This window comes from Corynebacterium aurimucosum (assembly GCF_046895345.1).
GTDB classification, from domain to species: Bacteria; Actinomycetota; Actinomycetes; order Mycobacteriales; family Mycobacteriaceae; genus Corynebacterium; species Corynebacterium aurimucosum_G.
The window spans coordinates 2086295-2102622 of the sequence record NZ_CP160096.1 but is presented as its reverse complement, the minus strand read 5'-3'; the positions used below and the strand labels follow the sequence as shown (position 1 = coordinate 2102622).

At 57.1% G+C, this 16328-nt stretch carries 12 protein-coding genes, 1 tRNA gene and 1 pseudogene; 12 read left to right on the top strand and 2 right to left on the bottom strand.

The window, feature by feature from the left end; genetic code table 11:
* From ABZS45_RS09890 to ABZS45_RS09880, 3 genes are read left to right on the top strand one after another with little or no spacing between them, the layout of a single operon-like run.
* Nucleotides 1–684, top strand: a complete 684-nt coding sequence (locus ABZS45_RS09890; RefSeq protein ID WP_070524594.1) for a potassium channel family protein — start codon at nt 1–3, stop codon at nt 682–684.
* Nucleotides 685–744: 60 nt separating this feature from the next.
* Nucleotides 745–1107 (top strand): YidH family protein, encoded by a 363-nt coding sequence (locus tag ABZS45_RS09885; RefSeq protein ID WP_070524592.1) that lies wholly within the window; start codon nt 745–747, stop codon nt 1105–1107.
* Entirely contained in the window at nt 1104–1403 is a 300-nt protein-coding gene (locus ABZS45_RS09880; protein ID WP_412099665.1) for a DUF202 domain-containing protein, read from the top strand. The genes ABZS45_RS09885 and ABZS45_RS09880 overlap by 4 nt, the downstream gene beginning before the upstream one ends.
* Nucleotides 1404–1529: 126 nt before the next feature.
* On the opposite strand, the gene ABZS45_RS09875 is transcribed toward ABZS45_RS09880, so the two are convergent.
* Entirely contained in the window at nt 1530–2438 is a 909-nt protein-coding gene (locus ABZS45_RS09875) for a DUF559 domain-containing protein (protein WP_412099663.1), read from the bottom strand.
* A gap of 394 nt (nt 2439–2832) precedes the next feature.
* Here ABZS45_RS09875 and ABZS45_RS09870 point away from each other — a divergent pair, with 394 nt between their 5' ends.
* The 8 genes and pseudogenes from ABZS45_RS09870 (at nt 2833) to ABZS45_RS09835 (ending at nt 14176) form a co-directional block, all read left to right on the top strand.
* On the top strand, nt 2833–4407 hold the full coding sequence (locus ABZS45_RS09870; RefSeq protein WP_412099662.1) for an SLC13 family permease: 1575 nt from the start codon (nt 2833–2835) through the stop codon (nt 4405–4407).
* A 33-nt stretch (nt 4408–4440) separates the two neighbouring features.
* Nucleotides 4441–5508, top strand: coding sequence for a GTP-binding protein (locus tag ABZS45_RS09865; protein ID WP_412099661.1), 1068 nt, complete (start codon nt 4441–4443; stop codon nt 5506–5508).
* A 150-nt stretch (nt 5509–5658) separates the two neighbouring features.
* Nucleotides 5659–5731, top strand: a tRNA-Arg gene (locus ABZS45_RS09860).
* Between the two features lie 563 nt (nt 5732–6294).
* Nucleotides 6295–10229 (top strand): annotated as a pseudogene (locus tag ABZS45_RS09855) (Pls/PosA family non-ribosomal peptide synthetase).
* A 58-nt stretch (nt 10230–10287) separates the two neighbouring features.
* Nucleotides 10288–11646, top strand: coding sequence for a heparan-alpha-glucosaminide N-acetyltransferase domain-containing protein (locus tag ABZS45_RS09850; protein ID WP_412099660.1), 1359 nt, complete (start codon nt 10288–10290; stop codon nt 11644–11646).
* A gap of 270 nt (nt 11647–11916) precedes the next feature.
* Nucleotides 11917–12822 (top strand): DUF418 domain-containing protein, encoded by a 906-nt coding sequence (locus tag ABZS45_RS09845; protein WP_412099659.1) that lies wholly within the window; start codon nt 11917–11919, stop codon nt 12820–12822.
* On the top strand, nt 12822–13925 hold the full coding sequence (locus tag ABZS45_RS09840; RefSeq protein ID WP_412099658.1) for a trypsin-like serine protease: 1104 nt from the start codon (nt 12822–12824) through the stop codon (nt 13923–13925). The genes ABZS45_RS09845 and ABZS45_RS09840 overlap by 1 nt, the downstream gene beginning before the upstream one ends.
* 62 nt (nt 13926–13987) lie before the next feature.
* Complete coding sequence (locus ABZS45_RS09835; RefSeq protein WP_070533857.1) at nt 13988–14176, top strand: hypothetical protein; 189 nt, start codon at nt 13988–13990, stop codon at nt 14174–14176.
* 549 nt (nt 14177–14725) lie between these two features.
* Here the strand turns inward: ABZS45_RS09835 and ABZS45_RS09830 are convergent.
* Nucleotides 14726–15754: a prephenate dehydrogenase gene (locus ABZS45_RS09830; protein ID WP_412099657.1), complete on the bottom strand. Its 1029-nt coding sequence runs from the start codon at nt 15752–15754 to the stop codon at nt 14726–14728.
* 39 nt (nt 15755–15793) lie between these two features.
* On the opposite strand from ABZS45_RS09830, the gene ABZS45_RS09825 reads away from it, so the two are divergent.
* A complete protein-coding gene (locus ABZS45_RS09825; protein WP_412099656.1) occupies nt 15794–16297 on the top strand; it encodes a tRNA adenosine deaminase-associated protein in 504 nt (167 codons plus the stop codon).
* The last annotated feature ends 31 nt before the right edge of the window (nt 16298–16328 follow it).

Sequence of the window (16328 nt, the reverse complement as noted above, 5' to 3'; positions counted from 1 at the left end):
ATGTTCAGCGCCCTGCGGCGTGAAAAGTCTTCCATCAATATCCCGCCGGTCGTCGTCATTGGTATGGGGCGGTTCGGTTCTTCCCTAGCCCGTGAACTGATGGAGCACGGCGTGGAGGTTCTTGGCATCGATGCCGAGGAGAAACACGTGCGCGAATATGCCGCGTATCTCACCGAGGCGGTGACCGCGGATACGACCGACGCCGAGGCCCTCCGTCAGCTGGGCGTTGATGAAGTGGAACGCGTGGTCGTGGCCATCGGCTCCGACTTGGAGGATTCCATCCTCACCGCCTCGAACTTGGTGGAACTGGGGGTAGGCGATATCTGGGCCAAGGCGGATTCGGATGCGCACGCCCGTATCCTGCGCCAACTGGGAGTGCACCACGTTATCCGCCCAGAGCGCGATACTGGTCGCCGCGTGGCGCACCTGCTGGGTGGTCGCTTCGAGGATTTTGCGGAGATCGCCACTGATTATGGCGTGACGGCGATGACCCCGCCGGCGTCGATAAGCAAGCACCCGCTCAACCTGCACCAGGTGTGGGAAGCACACAACGTTCAGCTCATCTCCCGCTGTGAGGGGCCTGGCCAGTGGCGCCCGCTTGTCGACGGCACCGAGCTCACCCACCGCGACCTCATCGTCGTCGCCGGTAGCCCCGCGGATCTGGAGGCCTTCTCGCAGTCTTAAGCGCGGCGCTTGGGGTGCTGCGCGCTGTGGAATGAAGCGTCGGACGCTACAGTAGCGCCTATGACGAAGGCACGTTTCCCGGGCTCGGTGTATGGAACAGGGGAGGAACCCGACCCGCGCTTCAGCATGGCCAATGAGCGCACGTTCCTTGCGTGGATCCGCACGTCGTTGGCCTTTATCGCCGGTGGTGTGGCCCTGGAGACCTTCGAGCTGCCGTTGAACACGACGCTGACCCGCGTCGTCTCCGTCATCATGCTGATCGTGGCCATCGTCCTGCCGGCGGTGGCATGGTTTCACTGGGGTGCTTCGGAACGAGCGATGCGCCATGGGCGTCCGCTCCCGGCCAGCCCGGCGTTGGCGTTGATTGTTGGTGTGGTGATCATCATCGGCCTGATGATTCTGGTGGGCGAGCTGCTAGCGTGAGCGAGCTTTTTGATCCCGGCCTCCAACCCGAGCGCACCCGCTTAGCCTGGCAGCGCACGGGGCTCGCGGGCCTTGTTGCGGGTTTGCTTGTCGTGCGTTCCATTGCGCCATGGGCGGCTCTGATTGTTGGAGTAGTAGTGGGTGTTGTGCTGTGGTTGGCCACCGCCAAGCTTCGCCATGTTGACGAGATCCTCGCCCGGACTTCATCACCTATCCTGCCCGGGGCCCCAGCGCTGGTTGCCGTTACGCTGGGGACGATGATTCTCGGGGCGGTTGCCTTCTTCGCGCTGTGGTAGCTCGGCTTGGATTTCCATAACCACAAACCCCCAGACCTCGATCCCGAAACTCCCAGGTGGGCGTCGTCAAGCGCGTGGTGCGTCTGAGTCAGCACGCAGGGAGTTTCGGGATCGAGGTCTGGGGATCTAGCGGAAGTTTCGGGGGCCAGCAGCTAAGTGCCGCGCGATGGTGTTGATGAAGTCTTTTGGAGCGTCGCGCAATTCTTGGGGAGAGAAGCGTAAGATGACAAAACCTTGGTTGAGGAGCGCCTTTTGGCGTTGGTGTTCGGCCCGAATTACCTCTTCCAGCTCGTTCTCGTATTTCACATTGCCGTCGATCTCAATGAGGAGCCAGTCATCGATCGCGAGGTCGGCGTAGTACTGATTGACTCGGTATTGGGCGCGCAGGCTGCGAACCGCAGGAAGGTCCGCGTCAAGGATAAGGGCACGCGCGTAGGACTCCCAGGGAGATTCGGAGCTGTTGACACTATGTTCCACGGCCCGACGTGCATCCGCGACTCCTTTCACACGGCCCATGTCGCCGAGTACCCAGTTGAGGGTGTCCTTTGATACCCGGCGTGACCGTACGTAGTCTACGGCGACGAGACCTTCGACGAATCCATCGAAGCGCGCGATGTCGATCGCTGTGCGTGCCAGGGACGTAACCCGGATCCCGTGGACTTCCGTGACTTGATTGTTGAGCTTCGTTTGCTTGTAACGGAAGTATTGGCGCTTGGACCTTTGGGGAACGGAGTTGGAGGGGACTGTCGCGAAGTATTCGGACGGCGTGGTGAGGGTGGGGATGCCGTGGATACGAGCAGCCGCTTTGCCCAGGAGAGTTGCCCGCGGTGCGGCACGTGCATGGGCATAGACCTCTGCGGTTTCTCGCTCCCAGGGTTTCAAGTGCAGCCATCGGTGCAGGGGAATGACATAGCACCACGCGAGCTTATGGAATTTCCTTGCGTGAATCTTGCCCCATCGGGGGTCGTCGTTGGTGAGTGTGCGCAGATCGACCGTGTGGGTGTCTATGTAGTGAAAGATTCTTTGGTTGTTCATGGCTTACTTTTAGCGCATTGGCATGGATCTCGCGCGGCGAGCGGTACGCAGGGCTAAAGCCCCAGACCTCGATCCCGAAACTCCCTGGTGGGCGGTGGGGCGTCGGCAAGCGCTTGGCGACGCCCACCTGCAGGTTGCGGGATCGAGGTCTGGGGATCTGGGGAGGAGGGGAATTGGGTGCGGACTGCCCACACATTGGTGAGCATTCTTTGCAGCTAATCTGCAAAAGATTTTGCTAACAGGGGTGAATCTTTGGCCTTAGTGGGGGTAATGAGGCGAAAGTGTTTGTTGGCTGTCTGTGGTCTCGATAGCCTAAACGTGTAGGCCCATTCAGTGATCTCACTTACTCTCTCAGCTGAATGGGGGCTGGTTAACCAGGAAAAGGAGGGGGCAGATGACTACCCCGCACACTCACGTCTCAACATCGCACACGGAGGGCGAGGACGATCTTGGCGTCGACACGCGCGAATGGCGTCGCATGGCCATTGGCCTCATCCTCGGACTCGTTTTGGCCGCTCTGGTGTGGTTTCTCTTTCCCAGCAACGCCGTCGAAACGGTGATGCAATCACCTGGCGCCAAGGAGGACACCGAATACACCCAAAGTGCATTGCGTGCCGTGGCCGCTGTGACCATCCTTATGGGTGTGTGGTGGATGACGGAGGCCATCCCGCTGGCCGCTACTGCACTCTTGCCGCTGGTCATTTTCCCGCTGGCCGGGGTTGGCACCATTAAGGATGTGGGAGCTCCCTATGCCTCATCCACCATCTTCTTGTTCATGGGTGGCTTCCTTATTGCCCTAGCTCTGCAGCGCTGGAACTTGCACCGTCGCATGGCGCTGTTCGTGGTCAAGGTTGTTGGTACCTCGCCCAAGCAGCTGATTCTCGGTTTCATGTTGGCCACCGGCTTCTTGTCCATGTGGGTGTCCAACACCGCTACCGCAGTGGTCATGCTGCCGATTGGTATTTCGGTTCTTTCCCTTACTGCTGATGCCGTGGGCGGCATGGCGAACCAGAAGAAGTTTGCCACCGCGCTCATGCTGGGTATTGCGTACTCGGCGTCGATTGGCTCGCTCGGCACCCTCATCGGTACCCCGCCGAATGCTCTGCTGGCGGGCTACATGAAGGAATCCCATGACATCGTTCTGGGCTTTGGCAAGTGGATGATGGTGGGCATGCCGCTGGCATTCATCTTCCTGTTCATTGCCTGGTTTATGCTGATCACCGTGTTCAAGCCGGAGATGGACAAGATTCCGGGTGGCCGCGCGCTCATCGATTCTGAGATTGAAAAGCTTGGCCCATGGACCGGACCGCAGGTCATGACGGGCATCATCTTCTTGTGCGCTGCCTTGGCCTGGGTGATTGTCCCGTTCTTCACCGGTAAGGAATCGAACTACGACGACGCTATCGTGGGTATCGCCGCTGGCCTGTTGCTCTTTGCCATCCCGGCTGATGCGAAGACCGGTGTGCGCCTTCTGGATTGGAAGACCGCGAATGAGATGCCCTGGGACGTGCTCCTGCTTTTCGGCGGTGGTCTGTCCCTGTCCTCGATGTTCAACAAGTCCGGCCTGTCCCTATGGATTGGTGAGATGGCCAAGGGTCTGGGTGGTCTGCCGACCATCCTGCTTATCGGTTCAGTGGCCCTGCTCGTGCTCTTCCTGACGGAGATCACCTCCAACACCGCAACCGCTGCGACCTTCCTGCCGATTATGGGCGGTGTGGCCGTGGGTATTGGCTTGACCGAAAATGGTGACATCAACGTCCTGCTGCTCACCATTCCGGTGGCGCTGGCTGCAACCTGTGCCTTCATGCTGCCGGTGGCGACCCCGCCGAACGCGATTGCTTATGGTTCTGGCTACGTCAAGATCGGCGACATGATCAAGGGTGGTGTCGGCCTCAACCTGATTGGCTGCGTGCTCATTACCATCACCGTCTACCTGCTTGCTGTTCCGGTGTTTGGGTTGGTTCTGTAGCCTTCCAGTATTGAAAAACGTTATCATTACGGGATGGCTACACCCGTTACCGTGCTGTCCGGCTTTTTAGGCAGCGGAAAAACCACCCTTCTCAACCACCTGTTGGCCAACCGCGAGGGGCGCAAGCTGGCAGTCATTGTCAACGACTTCTCCGAGGTCAATATCGATGCCGCCCTCGTCGCTGGCGAGGGTCATCTTGAACGCGGCGAAGACCGCTTCGTTGAGCTCTCCAACGGCTGCATTTGCTGTACATTGCGCGAGGATCTTATTGAGTCCGTCGGCAAGCTGGCCCGTTCCGGCCGTTTCGATCAGATCGTCATCGAATCCACCGGTATTTCCGAGCCCATGCCCGTCGCCGCCACCTTTGAGTGGAAGTTTGAAGACGGCGCCACGCTTGCCGACGTTGCCCCCATCGACACCATGGTCTCCCTCGTGGATGCCTCCACGTTCCTTTCTCAATTACGCCGTGGCCGCAGCTTGGTCTCTGAGAATATCGAGGGCATGCCTGATGACGACCGCACCATCGCCGACCTGCTTGTGGACCAGGTCGAATTCGCCGATCTCATTCTCGTGACGAAGACCGACCTGGTGGAGGCTGCCGAAACCGAACGCGTCATCGCCACCGTGCGCGCCATGAACCCCCGCGCTCGCGTCGTGCCCGTAACCAACGGGGTTATCGACCCTGCGCTGGTCCTTGACGCCCATCTTTATGACACTGCAACCGCCGCGGCCTACCACGGTTATGCCGAAGAGCTGGCTAACCCGCACACGCCGGAAACTGAGGAATACGGCATTTCCTCCGTGGTCTTCCGCTCCGATCGGCCTTTCAATCGTGAACGCCTGCTGGCTGCGTTGAGGGCCAGCACCGGCCTGATGCGTTCGAAAGGTTATTGCTGGATTGACACCGACCTGCGCGTGGCTCATGCCTGGCAGCAAGCAGGCCCCAACCTACAGATTATGCCGGCGTCATTGTGGGCGGCCAACGGGGTTACTCCCGGCACGGAGTTGGTGCTCATCGGAATCGACTTCGATCACGAGTCCACCCTGCAGGCTTTCAGCGACGCCGTGCTTTCCGACGCCGAAGTCGCCGCCCTTGTCTAGCCTTCTCACAAAGTGAACGCCGGGTGAATAACTATGCCTGCGGCTTCTCCTAAAACACGCATTGACAAGGAGATTTGTTAGTTTTCTAGAGCGTGGGTATAGTTATTCCACGTTGCACAGCAGAGCGTACGCACTGCTGACCAACGGACTGCGCCCGTAGCTCAACGGATAGAGCATCTGACTACGGATCAGAAGGTTGGGGGTTCGAATCCCTCCGGGCGCACAATTGTCAAGTCTCGAGACATCGTTCCTATTTCGATGTCTCGAGGCTTTTTTCGTTTTGGGGGTTCGTTTTTAGATTTTGCCGAGGGCGGATTCTAGTGGTCGTGGAAACACGATTCTAGATGTCGGTGGCGTAGCTTAGCAGTTCGGCCTTTTTCGACTTAAGGGACATTTCGTGTGGATTTGCGGCCAACTGTTCCCTCCGTATCGGGTAGCCATTTTTCTTGTGTAGATGGACGGCTCCTTCCTTTAGAGGGAGGCGTGGTCAGCCGTCTCTCGAATGGGGGCCCTTGGGGTGTGGTCTTTGGCTGCTGCTTGAACGGTTTGTGAGCAGTGTCGAGGAGGCTTCGGCGGGAGGCTGCTCTTCCCGTTTCGTGGTGGGCTTGGCGGGGGATTGTTGTCTGCGAGCTAGGGGTCGCCCTTCGTGCCCGCTTGAAACTGAGAAAATTCCCCCCCAAGACGAAAATAAAATAATAAGAGAACCTGTTTTTGCGTAACCTTGCCTAAGAAAGTTGATGCCCCGTTAAGGAAGGCGGAATTTTGACTTACGTAAGTTCCCCGCGCATGTCGCCAGTGGATCACCCTGAGTTCGCCATTTTTGGCACTGAAGACGTGCCAGAGCCTCGCACTTTGGTAGACATTTTTGAAGCTACGGTAGAAGCCTATCCCAATGAAATTGCACTGGAGGCATCTGACCAGCTAACGTACCGCGAACTCGCCCAACGGGTAGAGGCGCAGGTGCAGCGCCTCAATAATATTGGGGTTGGGCCGGGCGCCCGCGTGGGCATTAGAGTGCCGTCAGGGACGCTCGATCTATACATCGCTATTCTGGCCACTCTTTGTGCGGGTGCCGCCTACGTGCCCGTGGATTGGGACGATCCTGACTCGCGTGCCGATACTGTGTGGGAAGAAGCAGACGTTACTGCTGTCTACGGGGCTGAACTTTCGCTGGAATTGCAGAAAGAGTCTCAGGAAAAGGTGGAGCCAAAGACGCCGACGTTAGGTGATGATGCCTGGATTATTTTTACATCAGGTTCCACCGGAAAACCCAAGGGTGTAGCAATCACCCACCGTTCTGCTGCGGCATTAGTAGACGCAGAGTCGCGAATGTACCTCACTGATGATCCACTCGGCCCCGGAGATCGGGTTATGGCTGGGCTTTCCGTGGCGTTTGATGCTTCTTGTGAAGAAATGTGGCTGGCATGGCGGTATGGAGCCACATTGGTAGCCGCACCACGCGATATCGTGCGCTCTGCTGATGCTTTGGGAAAGTGGATTACTGAGCATGACATCACAGCTATATCTACGGTGCCAACGCTGGCTTCATTTTGGTCTACCAAATCACTTGCGAAAGTTCGTCTTCTCATCTTTGGCGGTGAGGCTCTGCCACAGGAGCTGATTAATCGACTAGCAACTCCAGATAGGGAGCTGTGGAATACCTACGGCCCCACCGAAGCTACTGTTATTTGCTCTGGGCACCGGATGGTTCCGATGGACAGTGACACGCCGGTTCGTATTGGTCGTCCTACTCCAGGATGGCAATTGGCCGTGATTGACCCAGAGACAGAAGAACCAGTCCTTTGGGGAGAAACTGGAGAGCTTGTGGTCACCGGTGTAGGTCTCGGGCGTTATTTGGATAAAGAAAAGGATGCAAAAACTTATGCGCCCATTCAGGCTCTAGAGTGGCAACGTGCCTATCGCACGGGGGACCTCGTTGTAGCAGAGACAGAAGGACTTATTTTTGCCGGCCGCAATGACGATCAAATCAAGTTCGGCGGCCGTCGCATGGAACTGGGAGAAATTGATCGAGCACTCGCTGGCGCTCCCGGTGTTCTAGCCGCTGCTGCAGCCAAGCAAAAGACTCCAGCCGGTTCCGATGTCATTGTTGGCTATATCGTCCCTGATGGGGAGATTTCGATGGCTGAGACTAGAAGCTATCTTGCGACTGTGCTGCCGGGTGGCATTGCCCCGACATTATGCTTTGTTGATTCCCTGCCAACCAAGACCTCCGGCAAAGTGGATCGTAAGGCCCTTCCGTGGCCGTTACCGGATTCTGACGATTTTAGCTCTGAGCTGCCCACCAATCTGCGATGGCTAGCTGAAAAGTGGTCGGATCAGCTAGGCAAGATACCAATGGAAGAGGAATCGAATTTCTTCGATCTGGGCGGTTCCTCCGTGGCTATTGCCAAACTCGCAGTGGAACTACGCAGCGACTATCCCACCTTAGACATTGGTGCGTTGTACGAAAATCCCACTCTTTCTGGCATGGCGGATTATGTTTCAGGGCTCAAGCAATCCTCCGGCGAACGACGCATGCCAGACAAGATTCCATGGGGGTCGGGACTTTTCCAAGCGCTCGTTATTTGTCTGATTTATGTGCTCAATGCGGCACGCTATATTGTGGGATCCCTACTTGTTGTTTGGGCGTTGAGGTTCTTTTTCGATGCTGCTTGGGTGCCGGAGATTCCATTTTGGCCGCTTGCCGTCGGGTGGGTGCTGCTCTTTTCAATTCCTGGAAAAATAGCGCAAATTACCGTCGTCGCTAGGCTAGCCACCGCTGGGATAAAACCGGAGTTTACGGTCGAGGAAGCTGGACTCATTTGCGCGTATGGGCAGCAGAGCGATTCCTCACATTTCTTAAGCTAGAGCCAATTTTGGGTACTCCTCTAGCACCATTGTTATTCCGTCTGCTTGGTTGCACCGTGGGACGAGGCACACAGCTGGCTACTTTTCCGCCTGTAACCGGTCTTGCGGAGATCGGAGACTATGCAACACTTGAGCAGGAAGTAGACATAAATGGCTATTGGATTGATGGCGATGAAGTTCATATCGGGGAAATCGCCATTGGTAACTGGGTACGCCTAGGATTGCGCACTTTCGTTAACCCGGGCATCAAAATCGGCGACCATGCAGAAATCTTGCCTGGATCTTCGGTAAGCATTGATGTCCCGAGTAGACAGCTATATGGTGGCTCGCCGCTATCCCACCAGGGTCAGGCCGGATTAACCTGGCCGGGAATTCATCCGGAAAGGGCTGCTGCTGAAGGCGCAGTGGCAAAGGTAAGCACCTTTGGGATGCGGATACTGTATTTCTTGAGCCTAGGATGGATGTCGCTGCTCCCAATATTGGCTATTCTTCCGGGCTTGTTGGTGGTTCTGCCACAAGTTGTTAAGCATGAGCGCTACGAAGAGGTATTTCCACTTTTGGCACTATGGGTGCCAGTATTCACCTTGTTGACAGTACTGTCATGGGTCACGCTTGTGATCTTTTCGGTACGCCTTTGTTCTGCGTTCATTAAGCCGGGTTATTTCCTCCAACAATCCACTACTGGCTGGGCTCTTTGGCTCACGCACAGTTTGTTGCAAAAGACTTTGACCTCTACATACTTTCTTTACGCAGGGTGGATTACCCCAGCATTCATGCGGATGCTCGGGGCTCGTGTGGGAGAAAATACCGAAATTTCGACGGTAGAAACCATCCCACATCTAACGTCTATAGGGAATCATTGCTTCCTTGCCGATCATTCCCTATGCACATCAGCACGTTACCGAGGAGGCTGGGTGCATGTTGGGACGACAGTAATCGGTGACGGTTCTTTTGTCGGAAATTCTGGAATTGTCGGTGCTGATCACGATCTCCCGGCAGATTCGCTCATCGCTGTCTTATCCTCCACCCCAGAACGTCCAGCGCGTGGTTCCTCCTGGTTAGGACGTTCTGTTCGACAGATTCCACGTTCGCAGGTAAACGCCGATAGGCAACAAACTTTTAATCCCCCTCACTATCTTAAAATTGCTCGTACCTTCGTGGAGCTGTTCCGATTCGTTCCAGCGATTATCGCAGCTTACTTAGATCTGTCTATCGTGTGGGTTGGCACTATTGTGTACATGCATTGGGGCATGGGTGCTGCTGGAATGCGTGCTGTTGTTTTGCTATCAACGCCGATTGTTCTAGCTGCCGGTGTGATTGCAAGCTTGCTGCCAATCCTTGTGAAGTGGGTTCTTGTAGGAAGATTCCGAGCTGGAGATCACACCTTATTCTCCACGTTCGTATGGCGCGGTGAACTTGTTGACAACTTCACTGAAATGCTTGCAGTTCCTTCGCTTGTCCGTATGTCACTCGGTTCGCCTTTCTTCAATTGGTGGGCGCGCCTAATGGGGACGCGTATCGGCAAGCATGTTTGGTGTGAAACGTGGTGGTTGCCCGAATTTGACCTCATCACCATCGAAGATAGGGCCACTGTAAATCGAGGAACCGTCTTGCAGACCCACCTGTTTCATGACCGTGTAATGGCACTTGAAAAAGTGCACATTGAATGCGGCGCAACTCTTGGTGCTAATAGTTTTATGCTTCCCGGCTCTGCACTTGGTGAGCGTGTCACTGTACATCCAGGCTCCCTGGTGCTGCGCCAAGATGAAGTTCCACGGGACACGATCTGGCAAGGCAACCCGATTTCTGCCTTGGATGAATCGGGCGAGCAATTGATCACGAAGCCAAACTAAAACTTTAAATAGTTCCCCTCAATAGTCTAATTCCATTTCGTGCAGAGAAAGGTTCATTGTGATCGGACAAAACACCCCTCCAGATACCACACAGAATCTACCCACGCCTGGCCCCACAGATGTCCGCCCCATCTGGGATGGAGAGGAAGAGAAGCTGCCAGCCAGCTTTTCTGAACTAAGCGATCCAGGCCCCCCTACATGGAGTACAGATCGCGCTTTCGGCCCACGTTTTAACCCGAGTCGAATCGTCGGGCTTGACGCTGCTCGCGGTGTCGCCATTATCGGAATGATCGCCGTCCATATCCTTCCGGCCGAAAATGAATACACAGGAGAGCCAACCGCGATTTGGAAGATGTGCGCTGGCAATTCTGCCGCGCTTTTCGCAGTGCTCGCAGGAATATCCGTAGCTTTAATTACAGGTGCCAATAACCCGCATGTGGGTATCAAATGGCGTCGCAGCTGTGTTTCATTAATAACCCGCGCTCTGCTTATTTTGGGAATTGGCTTAGTAATAGACCAGTTTGACGTAGATGTCTATAACATTTTGCCCTATTATGGCTTAATGTTTCTCCTGGCAGTCCCTTTAACCCGACTGCGGATACGTCACCTTTTGTCGCTTTCCTTAGTGTTTGCTTTTGTTGGCCCATTAGTAATTTTTGCCACTAACTCGAGGGTGGTTTATCTAACTACGCTTAATCCGAATTTCAACGACGTTGTTGAAACTCCCCTAGATGTTGCCATCACCCTGCTAATAGGCGGCACATATCCTGCTGTTACCTGGATGGCGTACTTGTGCCTAGGTGTGGCAGTGTGCCGTATGAACTTAAAATGGCTAACGACACAGGTCCGACTAACTGTATGTGGTGGGCTTATTTCCGCATCTAGTGCTATATTCACTACTTTTGCGATGGATTACGGTGGAGGTTTTTCGAAATTATACGGACAAACCGAGGGCTACAGCGCAGACGATATCCTAAAGATCTTCAAGTTTGGCACAGATGGACATATTCCTACTGACACCGTATGGTGGCTGGCCATTAGTGGTCCGCATACTGAAACGACTCCTTCGATCCTGCTTTCTGCAGGGATCGCCTTGTTCGTAATTGGGGTCCTGCTTGTTATATCGCGAGCGCTATCGGGACTGCTTTTCCCTCTTATCACCGCAGGCTCAATGTCGTTGACTTTGTATGTCTCCCACTTGCTGTTGTTCGTGCCTTTCGTGGATTCCATTGATGAACATTCCGTCATATGGTTTTTCGCCCAAATTGTAGCCATGATGCTTCTTTCTTCGGCGTGGTATTTCACGGTAGGGAAAGGCCCCCTAGAATCATTGATGGCAATGATTTGTCGGCGAATTGGGAAAATGGTGATTCCTCCTTCTCCGGAACCCGTTGATGTTCCTTTACCGGAGAAATAAGGGATATCTTTCGCGGTTATATAGTGGCAGTCACGTAGTAGCTAAGCGTCGCTAAGCGAGGCGTGATCGGTAGAGGGCGAGCTAACGTTGCTACCGCAGCCGCTGAGCGCATCTACCTTGTGCGCGAGGGAAAAGCTATCGCCCTTACCCGCTGAGATGCATATCACGCACCGCTGGGTGAAACGCAGGGCTGAAAACGAACACAAATAAAAAGACCGGCCAGAGCCATTGGTCGGTCTTTCGACGTTTTGACTGCAAGGAGATGAATAGGTGTCAGCGCGCGCCCGAATAGTGGGCCTCGATATTGCTCGTTCCTTGGCCATCATAGGGATGATCATCCTGCACATGGCCAACCTGGTGTGGGGCGTCAAAGTGGTGCTCTCCGGATTGCCGGCGGCAGGGTTCGCCATCATTGCAGGCGCCACGATGATGATCCTTGCCCGTGACTACTCACTGCGGGTGTTCATGAAGCTGGTGGCTCGCGGCTGCCTCATAATGCTCATCGGTGTGGCTCTGCTGCCCGTCGGCGGTGAGATTCAGGTCGTGCTCGTGGTGATGGGCGCGGCCATGGCGCTGACAGCCTGGGTGCCGCCACTGGCCACCGGCTGGAAGGTACTGCTGTTCGCGCTGGCCACCGCGGCGGCCACGTTCCTTTATGCTCCCTACACGCTCCCGCAGGTCTACCCACTCGTGGCGTTCCTGGCGTACATGGTGGCGGGCATGCTGCTTTACGACGTCTACCTCAACCGCCCCACCCGCGTCCAGATCGTCACGACCGCGGTGGCCGTCGTCGTTACCGGCATCGGCCTGTGGCAGCGCTTCAATCCGGACATCCCTGGCTGGCTGCGCTTTACCGGACATACGGGAGTGCTTGGTGAAATCCTTCTCTCCGTTGCGGTGACTGCGGTAGTGCTGCACCTGTGCCTGGTCCTGGGCCGACAGCTGCCGCGCTTGACCTTCCCCTTCGCGGCATTGGGGTCGATGTCGCTGACCATTTATATCCTGCACATTCTCACCGCACGCTATTGGCAGGCGCACGTTTCCCTGCACAACACCATGGCGGCACTCGGATTTGTGTTGGCGTTCCTAGTGTTGAGTGCGCTGTGGAAGAAGTTCTGTGGAAAGGGCCCGGCCGAGAGGGTCGTGGCTTGGGTAATCAAGGAGGTGGCCGCGTAATGACGGCACGGAAACTAGCTGCAGCTGCAGCAAGCATTGTTGTGGTGGGGCTCGGCGCTGCACCGGCCATGGCCTTGGAGTTTGCGCAGCAGGCTCCGAAGTCGTCGGAAAGCGCGGCGGTGGCTGCGCTGCGCATGGGCAAGATCGGAAACTTTGGTGACTGTACCGGCACGCTTGTGGCCGAGCAGTGGGTGTTGACCGCCCGCCACTGCCTCGAGTCCGTCAATAATGAGGGCTCGCAGGCACGCTTTGGCCAGGGCAAGGACACGCGCGTGTACGACGTGGATAAGTGGGCCGTGTCGCCGACTATCGACGCCGGCCTCATGCACCTGACCGAGCCCGTCGAGGGCATCAAGCCCGCCAAGCTCGCGGATGCTGTCCCTACCGCCGGCGAGAAAGGTCACTTCTACGGTTGGAGCAGTAGCTCCCGCATGGCACGCAAAGGCCAGCTGCCGATGGCTGAGATGGAAGTAGGCGAATTGCTATCCGGCGGAACTCCGCCAGCGGTCCCTGACGAGTCAGGGGAGAAGATGACGCCAGTGGCGCCGGGTGATTCCGGGGCCATGGCTCCTGGTGAGATGGCTATGCCTGCTCCCGGCGGAATGGTTGCACCTTCGCCTGATTCAGCCGAAGCTCCCCAGGTGATGAAGGGTGGCGAGATGCCGGAGATCGCTGTTGGGCCCGACGGCGCGGAAAGCATCCCGGCCGGTGAGCTCGGGGGAGCGGGGCCCATGATTGCCGCTGCCATCATGGATGTGAAGTCCCTCAATGGTGAAGGCATGCAGGGCGGCGATTCGGGCGGACCATTCTTTGTCGACGGCCGCCTCGTCGGCGTGGCCACGGCTGGGACGTCGAATGCGGACCCAGACCTGCCTTCCCCGACCGCGGCGATTACTTCCGTGGTCGAAGTCCGCGACTGGATTGAGGACGTCACCAGTGGCCGCGATACCGATGGTGTGCTGAACGCTGACAACTCCCCGAAACCCCCGAAGACACTGCAGGTCAGCGAGCCCTATGCCATGCGCGCCGGCATCTTTGGGGTGGCAGGACTGGTGGTTGTCGCCATCGCCTCACGCGTTCTTCGCCGCAAGGGCACACGCTAAAATAACTGCTGGACTTTGCGCCTGATATGCCCAGAGCCATGGTGCGGCTAGGCTGAATCTCCATGAAGGAGAAACTCGTTCCGTGTCTGATTGCCGGTGCCATTCTCGGCGTGGTTTTGTGGCTGGCCTCCGGCATGCTCTGGCTCTTGCCGGTGGGCCTCGTGGTGGGTCTTGCTGGCTACCCGCTGCTCGGCATCACGCGCGATGAGTCCCAAGCCCGCAAGCGCCGCGACGACACCTTCCGCGACTAAGCGCCCCGCGCCACCGCACTACGCCGCCGCGCACGCTGCTTCACGGTCGATCGCTAGATGGCACCCCACAAACCGTTGACAAATGGCGCCCCACAGAAGGCATCCGCTAGAAGGCGTTTTAGGGGGCAAAAACGCCATGTGCACACCCCAAAAGGCGTTTTTCAGGCGAGAAAACGCCTTTTGAAAGATGCCATCTGCAAGATGCCTTTTCCTAACTGCCCTATGGACAGAACCGCCTTCCGGCTGATATTCGCTGTCAGAGCGGGCGAGAAAAGCCGCTGCAGATGGTCCTTTTATATTGGCCCCTTTAGTTTGGTCCTTTCGCTGATTAAAGGGACCATCTGGGTAATGAAAACTGCCTGTAAATGGTCCCTTTGCAGTGCAAAGGGACCAGAGCAAGGGGACCATACTAAAGAGACCTTGTTCCGCAGCGGTGTGGGCGCGGTGAAACCGCCGACCAAGGACAGGAATGTGCTCAGCGGGTTGAAAGCTCTCCAGAGCAGGAGCCCTTCTGGGCTTAGAAAGTGGGCCTAGCAGCTCACCGGCGGGCTAGAAGATCTCGATGCGCCCGCCCAAAGACTCCGTCTGGCGCAGTTGCGCCACCCAATTCGGCGCACCCGGGTGCAGCCGCAAGACCGGGCGGGACGAGATCTTCACCGGGGAGACCGATTCCTTGCGAGCGCCGGATCGGGCTTCGATGCGGGTGCGGGCGCGGAAGCCAGCGTCGGCAAGCGCGGCGATGGAAGGCTGATCCGAGGCCAGCGATTCGCGCGCATCCTGCAGCAACTCAAGGGCCTCGTCGAGGGCCTGGATCAGCGCCGTCGAGTTGGTCTCGCACATCTGGCGTACCAGGTCCGGGCGAGTACCCGCCACGCGCGTGCCGTCCTTGAAGGAGCCAGCCGCCAGGGACTGCGCCAGGATGCCGCCATTATCGCCGACCACCGCGAGGGTCTCCGCCAGCACGTGTGGCAGATGCGAAATACGGGCAACTGCGGCATCGTGGTTAGCCACGCGCACCGGAACCGCCTCCGCGTGAACCATCTGGGTCATGCGGACCACGTCGGCAAAAATGTTCTCCCACTCGGCGGGGATGCGCTCGCCGCGCGTGTCGCACTCGGCGGCATAGTCATAGGTGATGACCCAGGCAGCGCGGTTGAACAGCCCGGTGTGGGAATTTTCCCAGCCGGATTTGGAGGTGCCGGCCATGGGGTGGCCGCCCACGTAGCGCGATTCCATGTTGCGCTCCACGATGAGCTGGCGAACCTCGGTCTTGACCGAGACGACATCGGTCAGCCCGCAGCTCGGGGCGTGTTCCTGGATGGCGTCGAGGACCGAGGCAACCGCATCCATGGGCACCGCGATGACAATAAGCGCGTTGTCCTCCTCGGCACGGCGCAGGATGGCCGGTAGATCATCGGTGACGTCGTAGCCCTGCTTAATGGCCGTTCGCGCACCAGAGGTGGAGTGGTTATAGCCGTACACGGAATGGCGTGCAGCAGCTAGGTCGCGCAGGAGGGAACCTCCAATGAGACCGAGGCCGATAATGCAGACGGGGCGTTGAACATCTTGAGAACTCACGGTGACAATTGTCGCACAATCCGACTAATCTGACGAGGTATGAGCCACGACGATCTGTCCTTTGCCATCACCGTCACCAGCGCCGAAGGTGCGTGGGTGATTCGCCCCTTCAAGGATGACTTTACCGACGTCAACACCTCTATCAAGGCGGTGCGCAACCTGCGTTCGGAGGGTGCGGCATTTGCGCTGTTGTGCGTGGAGGATGACTATTTCGTCGTCGTGCGCCCGGTTCCGGGGGATGTGCGTATGCTGCTTTCCGACGCCACCTATGCCGCCGAAGACGATTTCGCCGCGGATTTCCTGGACCTGCGCGATATCGATATCCCGGATTTAGACGAGGACGAGTGGGAGGACGCCGATCCTTATGGCGACGGCGATTTCGACATCTTCGCGGACCTCGGCCTCGATGAGGACCAGGTGGGCTATATCATCGACAACGATGAGGACTGGCCTTCCGATATGCTCCTGCGCATCGCCGGCGAGCTGGGCTTTGGTGATGAGCTGGAGGATTTCATCGACGGCCTCGACTCGGATGACTCTTAAACCAGCGAAAGGGCTGGTGCGTGCGGAGGCC

Excerpts from the sequence above, each read along its gene's own strand:
- ABZS45_RS09890 (WP_070524594.1), top strand. The coding sequence starts at position 1 with ATGTTCAGCGCCCTGCGGCGTGAAAAGTCTTCCATCAATATCCCGCCG.
- ABZS45_RS09885 (WP_070524592.1), top strand. The coding sequence starts at position 745 with ATGACGAAGGCACGTTTCCCGGGCTCGGTGTATGGAACAGGGGAGGAA.
- ABZS45_RS09875 (WP_412099663.1), bottom strand. The coding sequence starts at position 2,438 with ATGAACAACCAAAGAATCTTTCACTACATAGACACCCACACGGTCGAT.
- ABZS45_RS09870 (WP_412099662.1), top strand. The coding sequence starts at position 2,833 with ATGACTACCCCGCACACTCACGTCTCAACATCGCACACGGAGGGCGAG.
- ABZS45_RS09865 (WP_412099661.1), top strand. The coding sequence starts at position 4,441 with ATGGCTACACCCGTTACCGTGCTGTCCGGCTTTTTAGGCAGCGGAAAA.
- ABZS45_RS09840 (WP_412099658.1), top strand. The coding sequence starts at position 12,822 with ATGACGGCACGGAAACTAGCTGCAGCTGCAGCAAGCATTGTTGTGGTG.
- ABZS45_RS09835 (WP_070533857.1), top strand. The coding sequence starts at position 13,988 with ATGAAGGAGAAACTCGTTCCGTGTCTGATTGCCGGTGCCATTCTCGGC.
- ABZS45_RS09825 (WP_412099656.1), top strand. The coding sequence starts at position 15,794 with ATGAGCCACGACGATCTGTCCTTTGCCATCACCGTCACCAGCGCCGAA.